Origin of the sequence: Porphyromonas catoniae ATCC 51270 (assembly GCF_000565015.1) — a bacterium.
GTDB lineage: Bacteria > Bacteroidota > Bacteroidia > Bacteroidales > Porphyromonadaceae > Porphyromonas > Porphyromonas catoniae.
In genome coordinates this window covers 135,409-153,325 of record NZ_JDFF01000009.1, presented here as the reverse complement: position 1 = coordinate 153,325, position 17,917 = coordinate 135,409, and the positions used below count along the sequence as shown (strand labels likewise).

Genomic DNA, 17,917 nt, shown 5'->3' with positions numbered 1-17,917 from the left:
TCAATTAAATACGTACGGCGAAGATTCCATAGGAGTCTTCGCCGTGCGTGTTTGTAGAGGGATAGGTTAATGAACCGTGATGTATTGCTTGCTGTCGGATTTGAGTAGGAAAGCAGCATCCTTGAATGCAGGTAGTCCCATCTGTCCGCGTGCGTTATTGCTGAAGCCATACTTCTCTAGAGGAATGCCATATTCACCTTGATCTAACTTCTTATTGCCATTAGCATCGTGGAAGAGTGAGATGACATATTGCCCCTCGGGAAGGATGAGTGTGACATGTTTGATGAGGCTATCAACAGGAGCAGTCTCGTATTTGAAGGCTTGTTTGGGGTAGCTCTCTTCCTTGTTGTAGATGGCGATGAGTAGGTCACCCTTGGTCTCAGTCATACCATCGACTTCGAGGATAAGGCGGTAGGTTTTCTCCTCTTGGGGTGAGGAGAAAGCAAGGCTCGACCCTACGAAGAGGGTGAGAAGTAGGAGGGGAAGGAGTCTTTTCATTGTGAAGTAGTATTGTGATAGGATTAAATGCTAAGAGAACGCTTGCCTAGGGCAAAGAACAGCCCAACATAGACGAAGCGTGAAGAGGGTGTGGTACGGAGCCCATCGGGATCACTTGCGGGGTAGCTGGGATCGAAGCCCCAATAGTTTCGTGTACCGAGGATGTTCTGACAACCAGCATGGATAGCTAGGCGTGGGCTAACGACGTAGGTCCAAGATAAGTCTAGACGGCTACGTGAAGGGATTGAGATCGGAGTGAGAGAAGCGTCATAGCCTGTGGCCCCAGCATCGAGGTAGCAGGCCAGACCAATCATTGACGAGAGGGAACGAGCCCAATAGCGCAGGCTAGCCTTAGCTGCGTGTGGGCTGAGATAGTCAGGTCGTACACGATGAGTGAAGCGATCATAGCTGAGCTTGGCCTCGGTGAAGCCGTAGGAGAGTGTGTAGCTAAGGGCTTGGATCTTGCCCGTGTAGATGAGGTTGATGCCATAGCTTTCTCCCCGACCTTTGCTGTCGAGAGACGGTGGATAACTGCTACTCAACCTGCGCATGAGGCCATGATAGCTTTTATAGAAGAGTGCGAGCTGGAGGGAGTGTTCGCCTGAGGTGAAGCCGTAGGAGAGTTGGCTTACTGCGGCACGTGGACTAGCTAATGAAGGCGTGAATAGAAGCACGTCTGATGAAGGAAGCTGGGTGAAGTATCCCCATGAGGCAGCCAATAGATGCTTGCCAAAGCGATAGCCAGCATAGAGTCTTGGAGAGAGGGTGCTTTCGCCAAGGAGTGAGCTATACGTACCTCGCAGACCTACACTTGCAGTGAAGCCTCGATACAGTAGGCTCCCCTCGCTGAAGAGTGCTGTTAGGTGATTGCGGAAGTGCAACGGATATTCATTACGGTGGGTGTAGGTTTCGTGGTAGTCACGATAGCTGTAATCGATACCTGAGGTTAGGCTAAGTATGGGTGTGATACGCCAACGGATAGCACTCCGTAGCTGAGCATAAGCATCTCGATCCTTCACCGCATCCTCTGCTCGCTGCAGGTTGCTCCCTCGGAAGTCCTTGTACTGAAGATGCCCACCAGACTCCCAGTCTAGCTTAGAGTTGATTGCCTTGCTTAGCGTGAATCGGGCATACCAACGGTCATCGGCAAGATCACTCGCTAGAGCTTCATGACTGCTATTGGTACGGTCGTAGCCAAATCCCATGTGGCTGTAGCTTAGTTGCCCTTTGAGGTGCCAACCATTCAGCTCGCTGAAGAGTGAGGCTGAGAGCGAGGGGGATGAATAACTCTTGCGCCAATGGTAGCTGCTGGGGATGAGCTTGTCTTTGAGGAAGAGGCTTGTATAGTCGGCTACTAGCTGTACCTTGGTTTTGGGCGAACCCACAGTGGTGCTTATGTTCCCTCCCAGCAGGCTAAGGCTAAGCTCTGTACCCAGAGCTACCTCCCGTGCCTCCTGTGTCTCTAGGAGAAGCACACCAGAGAGTGCCTCCCCATAGGCTGCCGAATATCCACCCGAGAAGAGGCGCACTCGCCGACACGCACTAGGATTGATGGTCGTACGTGTCCCACCGTTGTAGGACGAGAGGGTATAGGGTGAAGGTAGCAGTAGACCATCCACATAAACCTGCGTTTCGCCTGGCGCACCGCCCTGTACGAGTAGCCGTCCGTCTGTGTCCGAGACTTGAACCTCGGGGGCTTCACTCACTGCGCCAAGGATGCTACCTAGGGCACGTGGTGAAGTAAGGATTTCCATCTTGGTCATCTGCGTACTGAGGGGAGCAAAGGCGGTGACCTGCTGTAAGCGATGGGCACGCACAACGACCTCACCTAGCCTTCTTTCACTGGGTAAAAGGAGGATACGATATACTTGTTCCCCAGGGGTAAGCTCCATCTGTTTCGTGTGAAAGCCCTCTGCGACAAAGCTTAGTGTAATTCTTTGCAGACTATCAGGTAGAGTAAGTATAAATTCCCCTTGGGCATTACTTGTTGCTAGGCATGTGCCTTGCTGCATATCATAGACTTCGACTTGGGGAATAGCTTGCCCCGATAGGTCTAGGATCTGCCCGCGCAAGGGCTGTGTAGCCCTGAGGGTAAATGAGGAGAAGAGGCACAGGAAAAGGCAGAGGAGGGTTAGTCTAGCCTTCCAGAGGGTGCGGGGTGTGCTTACTGAACTTTGCCCGTGCATAATGCCAAGCCTTTACAGGGTGTATTATACCACCAAAGGTAGTGAATGGTAATGCAATAGCCAACTCACCCCTATATCAAACTCCCGATTGGTTCTTACTTGAGTCTGAGTCTTGGTGTAGGCTGTGGGTGGCTAGGAATGCAATGGGAGTATAGCCTTGATTAGTGTATCCTTGTCCTCTAGCTAGCAACTCATCTTTTGAAGGGTTTGGAGAGATTGTTCTAGCTAGAAAGTAATGCCGTGCATGCTCGATTTGAATGCAATTTCTCTTCGATTACCAATAGCTTCTTTCAGCCACCACCTACTCGTTATTTAAGGGGCCTTTGCGAGAGGATACACACAAGTTGCCACAAGTCGCTGAAACAAGTTATGGTAACTCTTCATAATGACTTACCATAACTCTTTGAAACGACTTACCACAACTCGTCACGACGAGTTACCATAACTCGTTGAGGCTCTTCTTTGCTTCTTTCTATTTCGTTGGTTATAGGTATGTTATGTATGGTTGTAAGAAAGTGGGGATTGTAAACAGTAGCGTTTCATTCATCTCCCTTAGAGAAAAGAGAATCCCCCGACCAGCAGAGGCTAGTCGAGGGATTTCGTTGTTTGAGCCTGAGATATAGGCTAGAGGTGCTTGCCGTGGCAGTGCTTAAACTTCTTGCCGCTACCGCAAGGGCAAGGGTCGTTACGCCCTATGGTATGCGTAGACTGTGCTGGTCTACGGCGTGCCTCGGCCTCAGCCTCGGGGCTACCAACCTCATGACGGCTCTCATGGTAGCTTGGTGTGGGGCGATGCTGCGATGCCTCAGCCTGACGAACCTCTACCTCACGTGGAGCTTCGGACTCGGCAGGTGCAAGGTGTAGCTGGATACGCATGAGGATCGAGGCGGTCTTACGATTCATCTCTTCGATCATCGTACGGAAGAGTTCGTATGACTCGAGCTTGTAGACAAGGAGAGGATCCTTGTTTTCGTAGCTGGCATTCTGCACGGAGTTGCGCAGCTCGTCCATCTCACGTAGATGCTCCTTCCACTGCTCGTCAATGATGTGTAGGACGATAGCCTTCTCAAACTCACGCATGATGCTACGCCCCTTGGTTTCATCAGCTTCCTTGAGGTTGCAGGCCACTTGATAGGCACCACGACCATCGGTTAGAGGGATCATGATTCGCTCGTAGTGCTGACCTTGCTCAGTATAGACCTGATGAATGGCAGGGTAGGCTTGGTCTGCGATGAGCTGAGCGCGACGAGCAAAGGCCGCCTCAACAGCATCATAGAGCAGATCTGTTAGTTCGTCTGCCTTAGAGTGGCGGAAGGTCTGCTCATCGAATGGAGCTTCGATGGCGAAGAGACGCATGACATCATCTGAGAAGCTCTCATAGTCCTCCATAGGATGATGCGTGTCAACGAGGATGCGCCCTGCATCGTAGAGCGTATTCATCACGTCCATCTCGATGCGCTCACCCATGAGGGCATGGCGACGACGCTTGTAGATAACTTCGCGCTGAGAGTTCATCACATCGTCATACTCGAGGAGACGCTTACGGATACCGAAGTTATTTTCCTCTACCTTCTTCTGCGCACGTTCAACGGCCTTGTTCAGCATGCTGTGCTCAAGTACTTCTCCTTCCTCAAAGCCCATCTTGTCCATCATAGCAGAGAGGCGATCGGAGGCGAAGAGGCGCATGAGGTGGTCCTCAAGAGAAACAAAGAAGACAGATGAGCCAGGGTCGCCCTGACGACCAGCACGACCACGGAGCTGACGGTCTACGCGACGAGACTCGTGACGCTCCGTACCGAGGATGGCAAGCCCACCAGCTTCCTTGACCTCGGGCGTTAGCTTGATGTCGGTACCACGACCTGCCATGTTCGTTGCTATGGTGACGACACCAGGCTTGCCTGCTTGGGCAACGATCTCAGCTTCCTTCTGGTGAAGCTTAGCATTGAGGACGTTGTGTGGGATTTTACGTAGTGTGAGCATCTTGCTCAGGAGCTCGGATATTTCGACCGAAGTTGTACCCACGAGTACGGGACGACCAAGCTCTACGAGGCGGACAATCTCCTCAATGACGGCTGCGTACTTCTCACGAGCAGTCTTATAGATGCGGTCGTTGAGGTCGTGACGTGCGATGGGGCGATTGGTTGGGATGACAACCACGTCAAGCTTGTAGATGTCCCACAGTTCACCAGCCTCGGTCTCAGCGGTACCCGTCATACCTGAGAGCTTGTGATACATGCGGAAGTAGTTTTGTAGGGTGATGGTAGCGAAGGTCTGTGTCGCTGCCTCTACCTTCACACGCTCCTTGGCTTCGATAGCCTGATGTAGTCCATCGGAGTAGCGGCGCCCGTCCATGATACGTCCTGTCTGCTCGTCTACGATGAGTACCTTGTTGTCGATGACGACGTACTGGTCGTTCTTCTCAAAAAGTGTGTAGGCCTTGAGGAGCTGATTGACGGTGTGTACACGCTCGCTCTTAACGGCATAATCAGCTAGTAGTGCCTCCTTGCGTTGTGCCACTTCTTCGCTAGAGAGCCCTTGGTTAGACAGCTCTGCGAGGAGAGAAGCTATATCAGGGAGGATGAAGAAGGTCGGATCGTCCGTGCCACGAGTGAGTAGATCAATCCCCTTATCAGATAGCTCAATGCTGTTATTCTTCTCATCAATGACGAAATAGAGCTCCTCGGTGACGATGTGCATCTGACGCATGTTGTCAGCCATGTACTCCTCTTCGACCTTCAGCATGCCCGTCTTGATGCCAGGCTCACTGAGGTATTTAATAAGAGGCTTGCTCTTGGGCATACCCTTGTAGGTGCGGAAGAGCAAGAAGAAGCCTTCCTCTTGTTCCTTCTTGTCTTCGGAGGAAATCTTCTTCTTCGCATCAATGAGAAGCTGTTGGCAGAGCTTACGTTGTGCCTCGACGACAACCTCTACGTTGGGGAGGAATTGCTCGAAGAGTTGGTCGTCTCCCTTGGGGACAGGGCCTGAGATGATGAGAGGCGTACGTGCATCATCAATGAGGACGGAGTCTACTTCGTCCACGATGGCATAGTTATGCTTGCGCTGTACAAGGTCTTCGGGACTGGTGGCCATGTTGTCACGTAGATAGTCGAAACCAAATTCGTTGTTTGTCCCGAAAGTGATATCGGCATTGTAAGCAGCACGTCGCTCAGGGGTATTAGGTTGATGCTTGTCGATGCAGTCTACACTGAGACCATGGAACATGTAGAGCGGTCCCATCCACTCGGCGTCACGCTTTGCTAGATAGTCGTTCACCGTTACGACGTGTACACCATTCCCTGTTAGTGCGTTGAGGAAGACGGGGAGTGTAGCAACAAGTGTCTTACCTTCACCCGTAGCCATCTCAGCGATCTTGCCCTTGTGCAGTACCGTACCTCCGAATAGCTGTACATCGTAGTGTACCATATCCCAGGTAATCTCGTTGCCACCGGCAGACCAATGATTTTGATAAACCGCTGTATCACCCTCTATGTGTACGAAGTCATGGCTGACGCTTAAATCTCGGTCGAAGTCTGTAGCACGGACACGTATCTCCTCCTGCTCAGCAAACCTGCGAGCAGTGCTCTTAACTATTGCAAAGGCCTCGGGGTGTACTTCATCTAGCACTACCTCAAGTTTCTCTAGGATTTCCTTTTCAATCTTATCAACCTTTGTCCAGATCTCTTCACGTGCATCTAGGTCTTTTCCCTCTACGCTGGCCTTGAGCTTTGCGATCTCTTCTCGCTCGCTCGAAACATAAGCCTGTATGCGCTCACGCAATGCCTGAGTGCGCTCACGTAGCTCATCGTTACTTAGTGCATCGATCTCTGGATATACCGCTTGGATGCGCTCCACCCAAGGGGTGATTTCCTTGAGGTCTCGTTGTGATTTATTGCCGAATAGCTTCGACAGGAAGTCAATGAATCCCATTATATGTATGTATTATTTCTGCTGAATGAATGAGGATAACCTACCCATGTAAAGGGGATGCTATCAAATATAGTGCCACTAAGGCCAGTAGGGTAGGTGGGCTACCCTAGTTTGCTGCATTCGGGGGACGGATGCGCAGTATATGGGCAATAGCCTTAGCGACATCGGGTGCCGTAAGGATGGGGTAGTTGAAGGTCTTGGGATCAAAGCCTGCTCCGAAGAGGATGCAGGGAGATTCTATGGCTTGTGATTGGAGCCATAGATTGGGGTTATCGGCTGTTTCCTCTACCTCCCATCCAGGAGTGAGCGTCCAGTATACATCTGCCAGATACTTGTTGTGTACAGCACGCCTCAGGGCAAGGCCTGCATCACTGAGCGAAGACTGTGCTGTGAGGTTATGCCCAGCGATAGCCATGCCGATGCCTTGCATCTCTTCGATGAAGGCAGCGGCCTCTTCTTGTAGTGTTGGCAGGGAGAGCTTCTTGGTCTCTGCGAGCTTCTTGTTGAGGTAGATTCGACCGTCTGCCAGACGCTCTACCCAGTTCCCTTGGCCATGTATGGCCGAGAGGTATAGATTCAGTAGTGCGGTGCCCTTCTTAGAACTAAAGCGTCCGTAGCGAGCCTCTGCACCCTTTAGTTTGGGTCGTCGATAATGTGTGTAGCCCGTGCCTGAGAGTGCGACGAGGTAGTTGTTTGCCCCGAAGGTCTGCTCTAGCTTCGTTAGGAGAGTTTGCACATTCCTACTGAGGCGTACGTAGGCATCTACTTCCTCTATACTTAGCTCGCTGGATAGGGCGTCGTGGGGTGTAACATCGAGGCTGTAGGATAATGCGAGCATGCCAGGTGCCTTAGACTCGGTGTAGCCTCCTTGGTCAAGGAGCTTTAGAGCTAGGGCTGTTATCTCCTCATTGGCTAGGGCGCTACGCTTGAATTCTGTTACCTGAAAGCCCTGATAGCGGTAGCTAAAGCCCTTGCTCCAGTCTGCCCAATGCTCATTAGGCTTATGAGGGTAGGATCGGATAGGGCTCCATGTCATCTGCCCAGCGACGAGACGCTTATTGGGACCATCGCTGGAGCGGTTGTAGGCCTCTAGGAACTTGGGCATCTGCTCGTAGTAGGTTGAGGTTGCCCATGAGCCAATCTTACTATCGAGCCAAAAAACACCGTTGGCAAACCAACCACCCGAGGCAATAGCGACCTCCGCATCTGAGGCTAGGGAATAGACGAGTGAAGAGCCCGAAGAAGCTTCACGTAGTCTATCGCCTAGCGTGTTGACCAGCAGCGCTTTGGGGGAATAGGTATCTCGCGTATAGTTACCTAAGACACTAGGGTCATTGAAGACGTTCTCCCACTTGTTTTGTCCCGAGAGCCATAGAGTGGGTCGCTCTACTCCATGCTGGTAGGGATAGCTCGCTGTGTGTAGGGTTGCAGTAGCTGATGCTCTATTTATCTCCCCTAGAGGGAAAGAAATATGTTGATAGAGCTTGCCCTCAGTCAGCATCCGTTCCAGCCCCTTCCCCTCGAAGAGTGGGCGTAGCTCTTGTAGGTAGTCTCCCCTGAGATCCTCGATGGTGATATAGACCACGATCCGAGGTAGCTCTGCCGATAGAGCCACCTGTTGGATGGCAATAAGGGCAAAGAGAGATATGATGAGACGTCGGACGCCCCGTTGCTGTAAGCTCTTCTTAGTGGGACGCATGACGCTCGGTAGATTTGATAAAGGGAGGGAACCAGCCGATACGCCCTACTGAGAGTATGACTAGCGACAGGGCAATGAGGTACACACTGGTATTGATTGTCTGCCCAGCGATGTGGGCAACGAAGGGGAAGGCAATGAGTGGCAGGAGGAGGATGAGGTGCAACACACGTCTCACTCGCTGTGTCTTCTCGCCGAAGGGTATGAGTAGCGCGATAATGAGGTATGCGGGGTGTAGGACAAGGAGATTCCAATTAGGATTTACCATGGGATGCTCGGAGAAGAAGGTAAGGAAGAAGAGTAAGCTTCCCCCTAACCCTGCTATGAGGTAGAGCATGAATTCTAGTATCCCTGGTACACGTTTCCCTCGTGCACGAGCTACATATATAGAGAGTGTAAGAGTCAGAAGTAAGCTAAAAACCACGAGCGGATGTGTCAGACTAATGCCTCCTCTCTCCTCTGGTTGCTGTGGATCTTCCCCTTCAGTAAGATCTTCCCTACACGGAGTATAATAGACACTCGTTATTTCGTTAAATCGCTCGTAGGAGGCAACGGAAAGAATCTCTGCGGCATCCATAGGGATGAAGAGGCGTTCCTCGATGCTCATCTCTTTATCCAGCTCAGGTCCCATGGCTAGGTCTGTGCCAAGCACGAGCCATGGTTGTGCAGACTCCAGCCTATTGATCACCTTGCGCCACGTCGTAGGATGCCAGACCTCCGGACGTCGCTCCATGGGGACGTCGGGGGAAGGGAAGACCAAACGTGCAGAGTCTAACTTCGCCTCTATGCCTGGTGGTACACTCAGTGTCTCGAAGTAGAGATCTAGCGGGCGTGTACTGCAGTTGTTGCGAAAGGCATTGTAGCGATAGACCCTATTCTCGGGTTTGATATTCTCCAGCAGGAGTGACCACATCTTGCTACGCTGTGTGCTGTCGGTCTCGAGTACGATCTCTCGCACTTTGCGCCCTGCATAGCTCGAGCGGTATACCTCGGTTGGCATGGGGAGCACGATGTAGTCCGTCTTGCCCTGTAGGTAGCGTATGAGGAAGTCTTCTGAGAAATCGAAGATCCCATAGTTGAAGACTACATCCATGCCCTGTTCTGCATCCCAGACTCTTAGCCCTGCATGACCATAGACTGTATACACCTCGTCATTGCTGGGGGCTGCCGCTAGGAAAGAGATCTGTGCTGTTGGGCTTAGCGAAGTTGGATATTCTGTGAGGACGGAGGTCTCTTGTGCTGTGGCTACACTACTTACTCCCAAGAGAACGCAAAGAGCCATCACCAGCAACCATAGTCGCTTGTGAAGGCTCATCTGATGGGGGATAAAGGGCCTATCGAATACCTGAGTATGCATAAACTACTTAGAGAGATTGGGGTAGCCTGCAGAGAAAAATCCCCAGCTCTCTAGCCATTGATTTCTGACAAAGATAGCAAAACTCTCCTGCTTTACCTCGGCTTTAGCTCGCTCAGTAATCGTGTTTCGTGTACACGATTGTTTCTTTGCCTCTTCTTAGCCCTAGATATCTCAGATGACCTAGGTGTACTCACACCTGCTCGAGGAGCATGAGCCAATTCTTTTGCCCTACTTTGTAAGTAGCTGTTTTATAAATGACTATGGTGGATGAAAAATCAGCCCTCGATGAGTTACCACAACTCGTCTCGGCGACTTATGGTAACTCGTTTGAGCGAGTTGTGGTAAGTCTTTGCAACGAGTTATGGTAAGTCGTACGAGCGAGTTATGGTAACTCGTAGACGCCCCTTGCAAAAGCCTGTAAATGGGGGGTGTTTACAAGAGGCGGAAGAGATTTATGAAATGGTCTGTTGGGAGTGCTTTATACCCGAAAGGAAGAGCTTCACTTTAAGCTCAATGTGAAGCGTGAGTGACTCTTTCTCTAGACTCTTGGCTTAAAGAGAAGAGATGAGAAAGGCGTATTCAAAGGCTGTATCCCGTATCCCATCGTAGCGACCTGTTGCTCCGCCATGCCCCGAGTCCATATTCATGTGCAGCAGGAGTATATGGTCGTCTGTCTTGAGGCTACGGAGCTTGGCTACGTACTTCGTAGGCTCATGGAAGAGGACTTGTGAGTCATTCAGCCCTCCTGTCACGAGTAGGTGCGGATAGTCCTGAGCACGTAGGTTATCGTAGGGAGAGTAGCTAAGCATGTAGTGGAAGTATTCCTCATCGTTGGGATTACCCCACTCCTCATATTCACCTGTGGTCAGTGGTAATGTGTCGTCAAGCATCGTGGTCACTACATCCATAAAGGGTACTTGCGCAACAGCTGCATGGAAGAGGTCTGGGCGCATGTTCACTACAGCACCAATCAGTAGGCCACCGGCACTACCACCCATAGCCATGAGCCGAGAGGGGGAGGTGTATCCCTTTTGGATGAGTGCCTCGGCACAAGCTATAAAGTCGGTGAATGTATTTCGCTTCTTCAGGAATTTACCTTCCTCATACCACGCTTCTCCTAGGTCGCTACCTCCTCGTACTTGTGCTAGTGCATAAACAAAGCCCCTGTCTACAAGGCTTAGAATCGAGACACTGAAGTGGGCATCCATAGCTATGCCATAGCTCCCATAGCCGTATAGTAGAGTTGGGAGAGACCCATCTAGTACGAGATCACGACGATAGAGTAGAGCTATGGGGACACGTGTGCCGTCCTCGGCCTCAGCCCACTGTCGCTTGACGATGTAATCCTCTGGGGAGAAGCCCCCTCCGACTTCTTGCTCCTTCAGTAGGCGACTTGTCCCCTTGGTGAGGTCGTACTCATAGAGAGATGTGGGGCGGTTCATTGAGGAGTAGACGTAGCGGATGGTGGTCGCTTCATAATGGCTATTGCCTCGTAGGCTGATCGTGTAAACGGGCTCTGGGAAGTGAATCTTCCCACACTCCTCTGCAAGGCTTGTGAGGATACGAATTTCAGTAAGTCCGTTCCTTCGCTCCTCGAGAGCAATGTAATCCTCGTAGACACCTATGCTGTCTAGGCGTACATCCTCACGATGAGGCACGAGGAGGGTCCAGCTCAAGCGATCGGATACGTGTACCCGAGGAGCAGTATAGACCATGCCATTCAGATGCTCCTTATCTCGATAATAGATATAGAAGCGATCCTTGTGGGTGAGGATCGAGTAGCGTACGTCACGCTCTCTTGGGAGAAATAGCTTGGGCTCACGATCCTCCCCCGAACTCCAGAGGTAGTACTCCTCGCTTGTGGTGCTACTAGAGGTCGTGATGAAGATAAATTCACGTGTCTTGGTCTCACTCACACTGCATGAGAAGCGAGCATCAAGCTCTTCGTAAACGAGCGTTGGCTCCGTGTCGTCAAGACGTTGGGCGAAGATGCGGCTCGAGCGAAGAGTCTCATCAATGAGCGAATAGTAAATCGTCTCACTGTCCTCCGCCCAAGCAAGCGAAGAGACGCCCTCTAGTTGTAAGGGAAGGTCTCTGCCACTCTTGATGTCACGGATGCGTAATGAGAACTCGGCGTATGACCCCGTATCGTTTGAGAAGTAGGCCACTAGCTTATTGTCAGGGCTTACTGCATAACCTGCGAAGATGAAGGCAGACTTTCCCTCTGCCATCTGGTTGACATCGAAGAGCAATTCACCCCCAGTCACCTCGTGTGGCTTTTCACTCCATTCACGATTGAATGCTTCCTCTTCGTAGCGGTAGTGTGTAGGATATTGCTTGCCCTTCTCTGTACACGTGTAGTAATAGTAGCCTCTGCGTAGCGTGGGGTAGCTTTGATCATCTTCCTTGATGCGTGAGAGGATTTCATTGTAGAGTTGCTCTTGCAGCTCCTTGCTCTCCTGCATGACCTCTTCGGTGTAGGCATTCTCTGACTCAAGGTAATTAATCACCGAAGGATTGGATTTGTCACGTAGATAGAAATAGGGATCTTGTCGCTCCACACCTAGGTGACGAAGTAACTCTGGGTGAGCCTCTGCATGAGGGACGTTAGGGAAGTCTGATTGCTTAAACACGTGTTCTTTTACTTAGGGAGTGGGGCAGGGGGCTTTACTATCCCGTAGGATAAGTAAGCTCTCTGGCCCCATATTAAAGAGAAGATCGAGTATGCTTAGGTCGGGTACGAAGTCAAAGCGCTCTCGATAGACTTGATAGTAGGGTTTAGGAATAAATGTGGGATCGGGCGTTGGATGCTTAGGGCGGAGTCCGTACCGCCAATCGTTAGGATGCTCCCCAATCTTTGTAAAGGTTTCAGTACGCTCCCACCGTATATCTATGTCAAGGAGAGCCAGTAGTCGCTCTAGGAAATCACAGTTAAGATCCCAGAGGAAGTGATGCTTACGCTCATAGATGGGGCGAAGATCATCTATGTAATATTCATAAAAGGGAGAAGCTCCGTATGCTGTGGCGATGGCTTGAAGGTGTAGGTGACGCCAAGAACCATGCTCTGAGAGCTTGACATCACGAATTGAGGTCTTTAGCTCGGAGGATTGCTCAATCGGGATGGTAAGAGCTTGCACACCATTTGGGGCAAGGATATGGCAACGATTGCGGTAGGTTTGCTTGAGGTAGTTCTCATGCGCCTCTATACCGATGAGTGCACCCTCATTGTGGTAGAGCTTCGTGAAGTAGCTTACCGGAGGGGCATAGGCTGTAGAGAGAAGGAGACTAAAGCTCTGGTACACGATACCCCGTTAGAACGAAAAGAAGACAATACCCTCTATCGCATCACTTGGTATAATGCCTAGGTGACGAGAGTCTGGTGCTTCGCTAGGGTCGTCAACAAGCACCCAGTAATAGTCTCGATAGAATGTGCGGTAAGGGTTACGCCTCAATGCCTCGATCCATGTGGCAGGGTTTGTGCCAAGATGCTCCTTGCGGTCACGGACTAGTCCAAGACGCTCTTCTTCGATAAGTGCCGTACGATAAGCCACAAGACTTAGAGGAGAAATTGGGTATACTCCGCCCTCACGTGGTAGACGAAGGGCATAGCTCTCATGGGTACGTCGTAGTCGGTAGTCACGCTGAGGGTGCGCATTGACCCACAGCACCCCATCTCGGAGCTCTACGGAGTCGCCTGGTAAAGCAACAACACGAGCTACTGCACGCATCTGCCGCTCTTTATTCCCTGTGACCTTGGCAATTTCGAAAAGGACAATATCACCAATTCTAGGCGTTTTCCCTTGTAGTGCAAAAGCCCAAGCTCCCTCACGGAGCTTAGGCTCAATCGCACGAGTCTGTACTCGGAAGGGTAGTAAGACGAAGAGGCGCAGCGCAACTACTAGGGCTAATATCCCTAGAGGAAGGGCTACATAGCGTAGCCATTGACTGCCACCACTCTGTCTCTTACTTGCCATGAATAAGTCGCATCATACGTCCCCAGCGAATACCCCCACTGAAGAGTGGACGTTCGCTATTGATCGACAGCCAGAGTAGCGCAGGCTTCCCAACGATATGGTCCTCTGGTACAAAGCCCCAGTAACGGCTGTCTGCGGACATGTGCCTGTTATCTCCCAGCATGAAGTAATAGTCCATCCCGAATACATAGCTGGTCTGAGGCTGTCCATCGATGAGGTAAGTGCCGTCGGCTCGTTGCTCTAGAGTATGCCCCTCGTAGTTACGAATGCATCGAGCGTAGGCAGCGACAGTCGTTGGTGTGAGGTTAATCCTTGCTCCTCGGCGTGGTATGAAGAGGGGGCCGTAGTTATCACGTGTCCAGCCAATCTTCAGATCCAGTGGGTACACATCTCCTGAGGTCTCACTTGATGCCACCTCTACACCGATAGCTTTGATATAGCTCTCACGCTCGAGTCGCTCTTTCATCTCGAGGGTCAGAGGAAGGTGGTAGATCAATCCGTAGCCACGCCCACCGATAGGCTTAAAGTTGAGCTTCATTTGGCGAAGGAAACCGGATAGGTTTACTTCCTCCCCAGGTGTATAGGAGTAGAGGATCTGGACATCTCGGTCGTTGATGCCAAGCTCATCTAGTAGATTCTCCGAGAGAGGTGTGCCATCGGTCTGCAGATAGTAATTGAGCTGCATGTTGCGAGGGTTGGCTATTGCCTTGCCATCGATGTAAACCTGATTATTCCTAATTGCTATGAACTCTCCAGGCAGACCAATGCATCGTTTGACGTAATGGTCTCGTCGATCGACGGGACGATAGACGATGTCGCCAAACTGCGCCTTGTCAGACCAAACGTTCTCTCTGCCGTAGGCGGCACAGAGCGTGTAATAGTCAGGGTTGGGCATGCTTAGTGCCACTGTGTCTCCAGCTGGGAAGTTAAAGACCACAAGGTCATTACGCTCTACCTTGCCGAAGCCCTTCAGTCTCCGATAGGGGAGGGATGGCTTGTCGAGATAGGACTTCCTGCCGAAAGCCGTGTTATGTGCCAGCGGTAGAGCGATGGGGGTCATCGGTACACGTGGCCCGTAGCTGAGCTTGTTGACGAAGAGATAGTCCCCGATGAGGAGTGTTTTCTCTAATGAGGAGGATGGGATAGCGAAGTTTTGGAAGAAGAAGGTGAAGATAAACGTCACCATCGCTACCACGAAGACTATATCCTCTAGCAAGACCCCTAGTGTGCGTACGAGAGGATTTGGGTGCTTACGTAAGTAACGCCAGTTAATTAGTCTTGTGAAGTAGAAGTCCACAAGGAAGGGAAGTAGTATGAGCCACCACAGTCCAGCCCAGAGGCAGAAGACGAAGTAGAGTGTTACGATGATGCTCCCTTTAATTCGTGTCCAAAGGATCTTACGTGCACTCTGTCCTTCGATCGGGTATCTTTTCATTCGCTTGTTGTCGTGATTAGTCTAGTTTGAGCAGGTCATCCATCGTCAGCCAACCTTGGTGCTGGGCGGCATACTCAGCCGCGAGTATAGCACCGAGTGCAAAGCCTTCTCGTCCAAAGGCCTCGTGTGTGAGGCTAATGCGATCGACCTCGGAGGTATAGTGTACGGTATGAATACCTGGTACCTCACCCTCACGATGTGCCTGTATGGGCAGGGTATGCTCCTCGGGCGTCTCTGTTAGCTCCCATCGCTTGAGTTCGTGACGTGCTGCTAGCAGGGTTTCGGCAAGGGTAATGGCGGTGCCACTTGGAGCATCCAACTTGTGGATGTGATGCGTTTCCTCGAGGCTGAGGTGATAGTTTGGGGCAGCCTTCATGAGCTCGGCTACCTTACGGTTGATCCGAAGGAATAAGTTGACGCCGATGCTGAAGTTCGAGGACCAAAAGAAGGTCTTACCCTCTTTTGCACAGAGCTCCTTCAGCTCTGGTAAACGGTCATTCCAACCTGTTGTACCTGAGACGGTAGGGAGGTTTCGCTTCAGAGAACGCAGACAATTGTCATAGGCCTCTTGGGGAGCGGTGAACTCAATGGCTACGTCAGCTGTGAGGAAGGATGGGTCATCAAAGCGATCCTCTTGACCTCGGTCAATGGTTAGCACAACTTCGTGACCTCGGTTGGTGGCTATTTGTTCTAGCACGTGCCCCATCTTCCCATATCCAATGAGCACGATCTTTAGACTCTTCATTTCTTATTCTATCAAGTATGGGATAAACCTAGTGGAGCAAGTAGAAATCTCCCTACAAGTTCGTATGCAGTTTATGTCCCATACAAAGATAGAGCATCTTACGCTAAGTAGGGAATAGGGGGGTAATAAATTGCTCGTATAGAAACTTGGTAAAGAAAGCGCGTGAAAACTTCGTAATAGCCCTCTGCTTCATAAAGAACCAAGTAGAAAGCGTTACCAACGCTCCTTCCCCTCTGATAGCTAAGGGCTTATCGTTGACTGTTGCTTTTGTGTCTGCCTTGTAATTTACCCTTGCGTTTTCCCCTTCTGATACCCTTTGCAACTCGCTTGTAGTCAGTCCTCTATTGATGTGTAAAAACAAGGTGGTGGAGAGTTACTATAACTCGTCTCAGAGAGTTGTGGTAACTCGTCCAAAAGAGTTATGGTAAGTCGCTAAAGAGAGTTATGGCAAGTCGCTGAGACGAGTTATGGTAACTCGTTTAGCCCTCTTTGCAAATACCCTAAATACGGGGATAACAAAGCCCCGACAAATGCCGTGGCAAATGTCGAGGCTAGCTTCTGGGTATGAGGAGGTGGGAAAGCTCTACCGACCAAGGAGCTTTTTCCTTAGAAGAGCAAGACTTCCCTTGGGTACCTCGTAGTGGAAGATAATAGTAACGAAGGCAAGTAGAATGAGGCTATTGAAGCCCAGTAGTAACGGTGTTTTATCAGTAAATGCCTTCGCAAGCAGGTTTTCTGCTCCGTAGCAAAGTGCAGTTAGCAGGGTGTACAGGCCAAGTTTGCGTAGCTCATAATGAACGGGATAGTACTTCTGACCAAGGAGGTACGAGATGAGCATCACCCCACCATTGGCCACCACCGAGGCCCAGGCACATGCCATGAAGCCGTAGCGAGGCGCAAGTACGACAATCATCACGACCGTCAGTAGGCAACCCATGACCGAGAGTATTCCTCCCCAGTAGGTGCGATCTGTGACCTTGTACCACAACGAAAGGTTAAAGTAAATGCCAAACATGAGCTGCCCCGCCATGATCCAAGGTACGACGCTGAGCCCAGGGTAGTAGGCTGGACGGATGAGGAGTTTCAGCACGTCTATATAGCTCGTGACCGCTAGGAAGATGAAGAACGTGAAGAGGACGTAGTATGTCATCGCTGACGAATAAGCCCTTCGAGCCGTCTCTTCACCCTTTTTCTTCTCTGCGAAGATGAATGGGTCGTAGGCATAGCGGAAGGCTTGGGTGAAGAGTACCATCACGACCGCTAGCTTGTAGCAAGCTCCATAGATACCTAGTTGCTCATGGGCATAATGAGGGTCGTCAAAGAGTAGCGGGAAGAGGATCTTATCTGCTTGGTTATTGAAGTTCCCAGCTAGCCCCAAGAGCAGTATAGGGAAGGCGTAGCGGAGCATCCCACGTAGGAGAGAGGCATCAAACCGCCCCGTAGCCTTGCGCAGTGTGGGTAGGAGGAGTATGAGCTGTATGGCGTTACTGACCAGATTAATACCAAAGATGTAATCCAGAGCTTGCTCTCTCGGATGAAAGCCACCAAAGGTGCTGGGCATTGTCTTGCTCAGCCAAGGAAGGACATAGAAGCTAAAGAGCGTAAGGACGATGGTTACCAAGACGAAGCTCATGCGTACACCGAAGAATCGCCACGGACGCTGCTCGTATCTCAAGTAACCCAGCGGTATAGCCATGAAGGCATCGCTAGCGATAATGAGCACGAGACATACCAAGAGATTGCTTTGCCCAGCTACGTGTAAGGCCTCAGTGAGTGGGCTAAGTAACGCCAGAGCGATGAGGACAAAGAGTAGCGAACTCCCCCCTAGGGCATAAAGGGTCGTCGTGTAAACATCCTCTGGACGATCATGCTTGTTGGCATAGCGGAAGAACGTGGTCTCCATCCCGTAGGTCAGTATGATCATCAGGATCGCTGTCCAAGCATAGAGATTGGTCATCATCCCAAACTCCTCGGGGACCATTATCTTGACATAGACGAACGTCAGTAGCCAGTTTAGGAAGCGACCAAACATACTACTTAGTCCGTAGATTGCTGTATCCTTGATGAGCGAGCTGAGGGTACTACCCATGGTATCTTGT

The 17,917-nt window shown here is 51.0% G+C and carries 11 protein-coding genes; all 11 read right to left on the bottom strand.

The genetic code is table 11. From position 1 onward, the window contains the following. Window positions 1-66: 66 nt before the first annotated feature. Entirely contained in the window at window positions 67-498 is a 432-nt protein-coding gene (locus HMPREF0636_RS02390; protein WP_044168248.1) for a DUF2141 domain-containing protein, read from the bottom strand. A 23-nt stretch (window positions 499-521) separates the two neighbouring features. Continuing rightward, window positions 522-2,684, bottom strand: coding sequence for a TonB-dependent receptor (locus HMPREF0636_RS02385; protein ID WP_044168246.1), 2,163 nt, complete (start codon window positions 2,682-2,684; stop codon window positions 522-524). A 624-nt stretch (window positions 2,685-3,308) separates the two neighbouring features. After that, window positions 3,309-6,611: a preprotein translocase subunit SecA gene (gene secA, locus HMPREF0636_RS02380; RefSeq protein WP_044168244.1), complete on the bottom strand. Its 3,303-nt coding sequence runs from the start codon at window positions 6,609-6,611 to the stop codon at window positions 3,309-3,311. Between the two features lie 106 nt (window positions 6,612-6,717). Further along, window positions 6,718-8,310, bottom strand: a complete 1,593-nt coding sequence (locus tag HMPREF0636_RS02375) for an alkaline phosphatase family protein (protein ID WP_044168242.1) — start codon at window positions 8,308-8,310, stop codon at window positions 6,718-6,720. Next, the gene (locus HMPREF0636_RS02370) at window positions 8,297-9,664 is read right to left on the bottom strand and encodes a lipoprotein N-acyltransferase Lnb domain-containing protein (protein ID WP_044168241.1); all 1,368 of its coding nucleotides are present in this window, start codon (window positions 9,662-9,664) and stop codon (window positions 8,297-8,299) included. The genes HMPREF0636_RS02375 and HMPREF0636_RS02370 overlap by 14 nt, the downstream gene beginning before the upstream one ends. A gap of 551 nt (window positions 9,665-10,215) precedes the next feature. Beyond that, the gene (locus tag HMPREF0636_RS02365; RefSeq protein WP_081748378.1) at window positions 10,216-12,297 is read right to left on the bottom strand and encodes a S9 family peptidase; all 2,082 of its coding nucleotides are present in this window, start codon (window positions 12,295-12,297) and stop codon (window positions 10,216-10,218) included. Between the two features lie 12 nt (window positions 12,298-12,309). Beyond that, window positions 12,310-12,966 (bottom strand): WbqC family protein, encoded by a 657-nt coding sequence (locus HMPREF0636_RS02360; protein WP_052328708.1) that lies wholly within the window; start codon window positions 12,964-12,966, stop codon window positions 12,310-12,312. A gap of 9 nt (window positions 12,967-12,975) precedes the next feature. Then, on the bottom strand, window positions 12,976-13,638 hold the full coding sequence (gene lepB / locus HMPREF0636_RS02355; RefSeq protein ID WP_044168238.1) for a signal peptidase I: 663 nt from the start codon (window positions 13,636-13,638) through the stop codon (window positions 12,976-12,978). After that, window positions 13,628-15,073, bottom strand: coding sequence for a S26 family signal peptidase (locus HMPREF0636_RS02350; protein ID WP_044168236.1), 1,446 nt, complete (start codon window positions 15,071-15,073; stop codon window positions 13,628-13,630). The genes lepB and HMPREF0636_RS02350 overlap by 11 nt, the downstream gene beginning before the upstream one ends. A gap of 16 nt (window positions 15,074-15,089) precedes the next feature. Further along, window positions 15,090-15,818 carry a 4-hydroxy-tetrahydrodipicolinate reductase gene (locus HMPREF0636_RS02345; RefSeq protein WP_044168235.1) on the bottom strand — a complete coding sequence of 243 codons (729 nt, stop codon included), beginning with the start codon at window positions 15,816-15,818 and terminating at the stop codon, window positions 15,090-15,092. A 583-nt stretch (window positions 15,819-16,401) separates the two neighbouring features. Continuing rightward, window positions 16,402-17,907, bottom strand: a complete 1,506-nt coding sequence (locus HMPREF0636_RS02335) for a lipopolysaccharide biosynthesis protein (RefSeq protein ID WP_044168233.1) — start codon at window positions 17,905-17,907, stop codon at window positions 16,402-16,404. Window positions 17,908-17,917 lie beyond the last annotated feature (10 nt).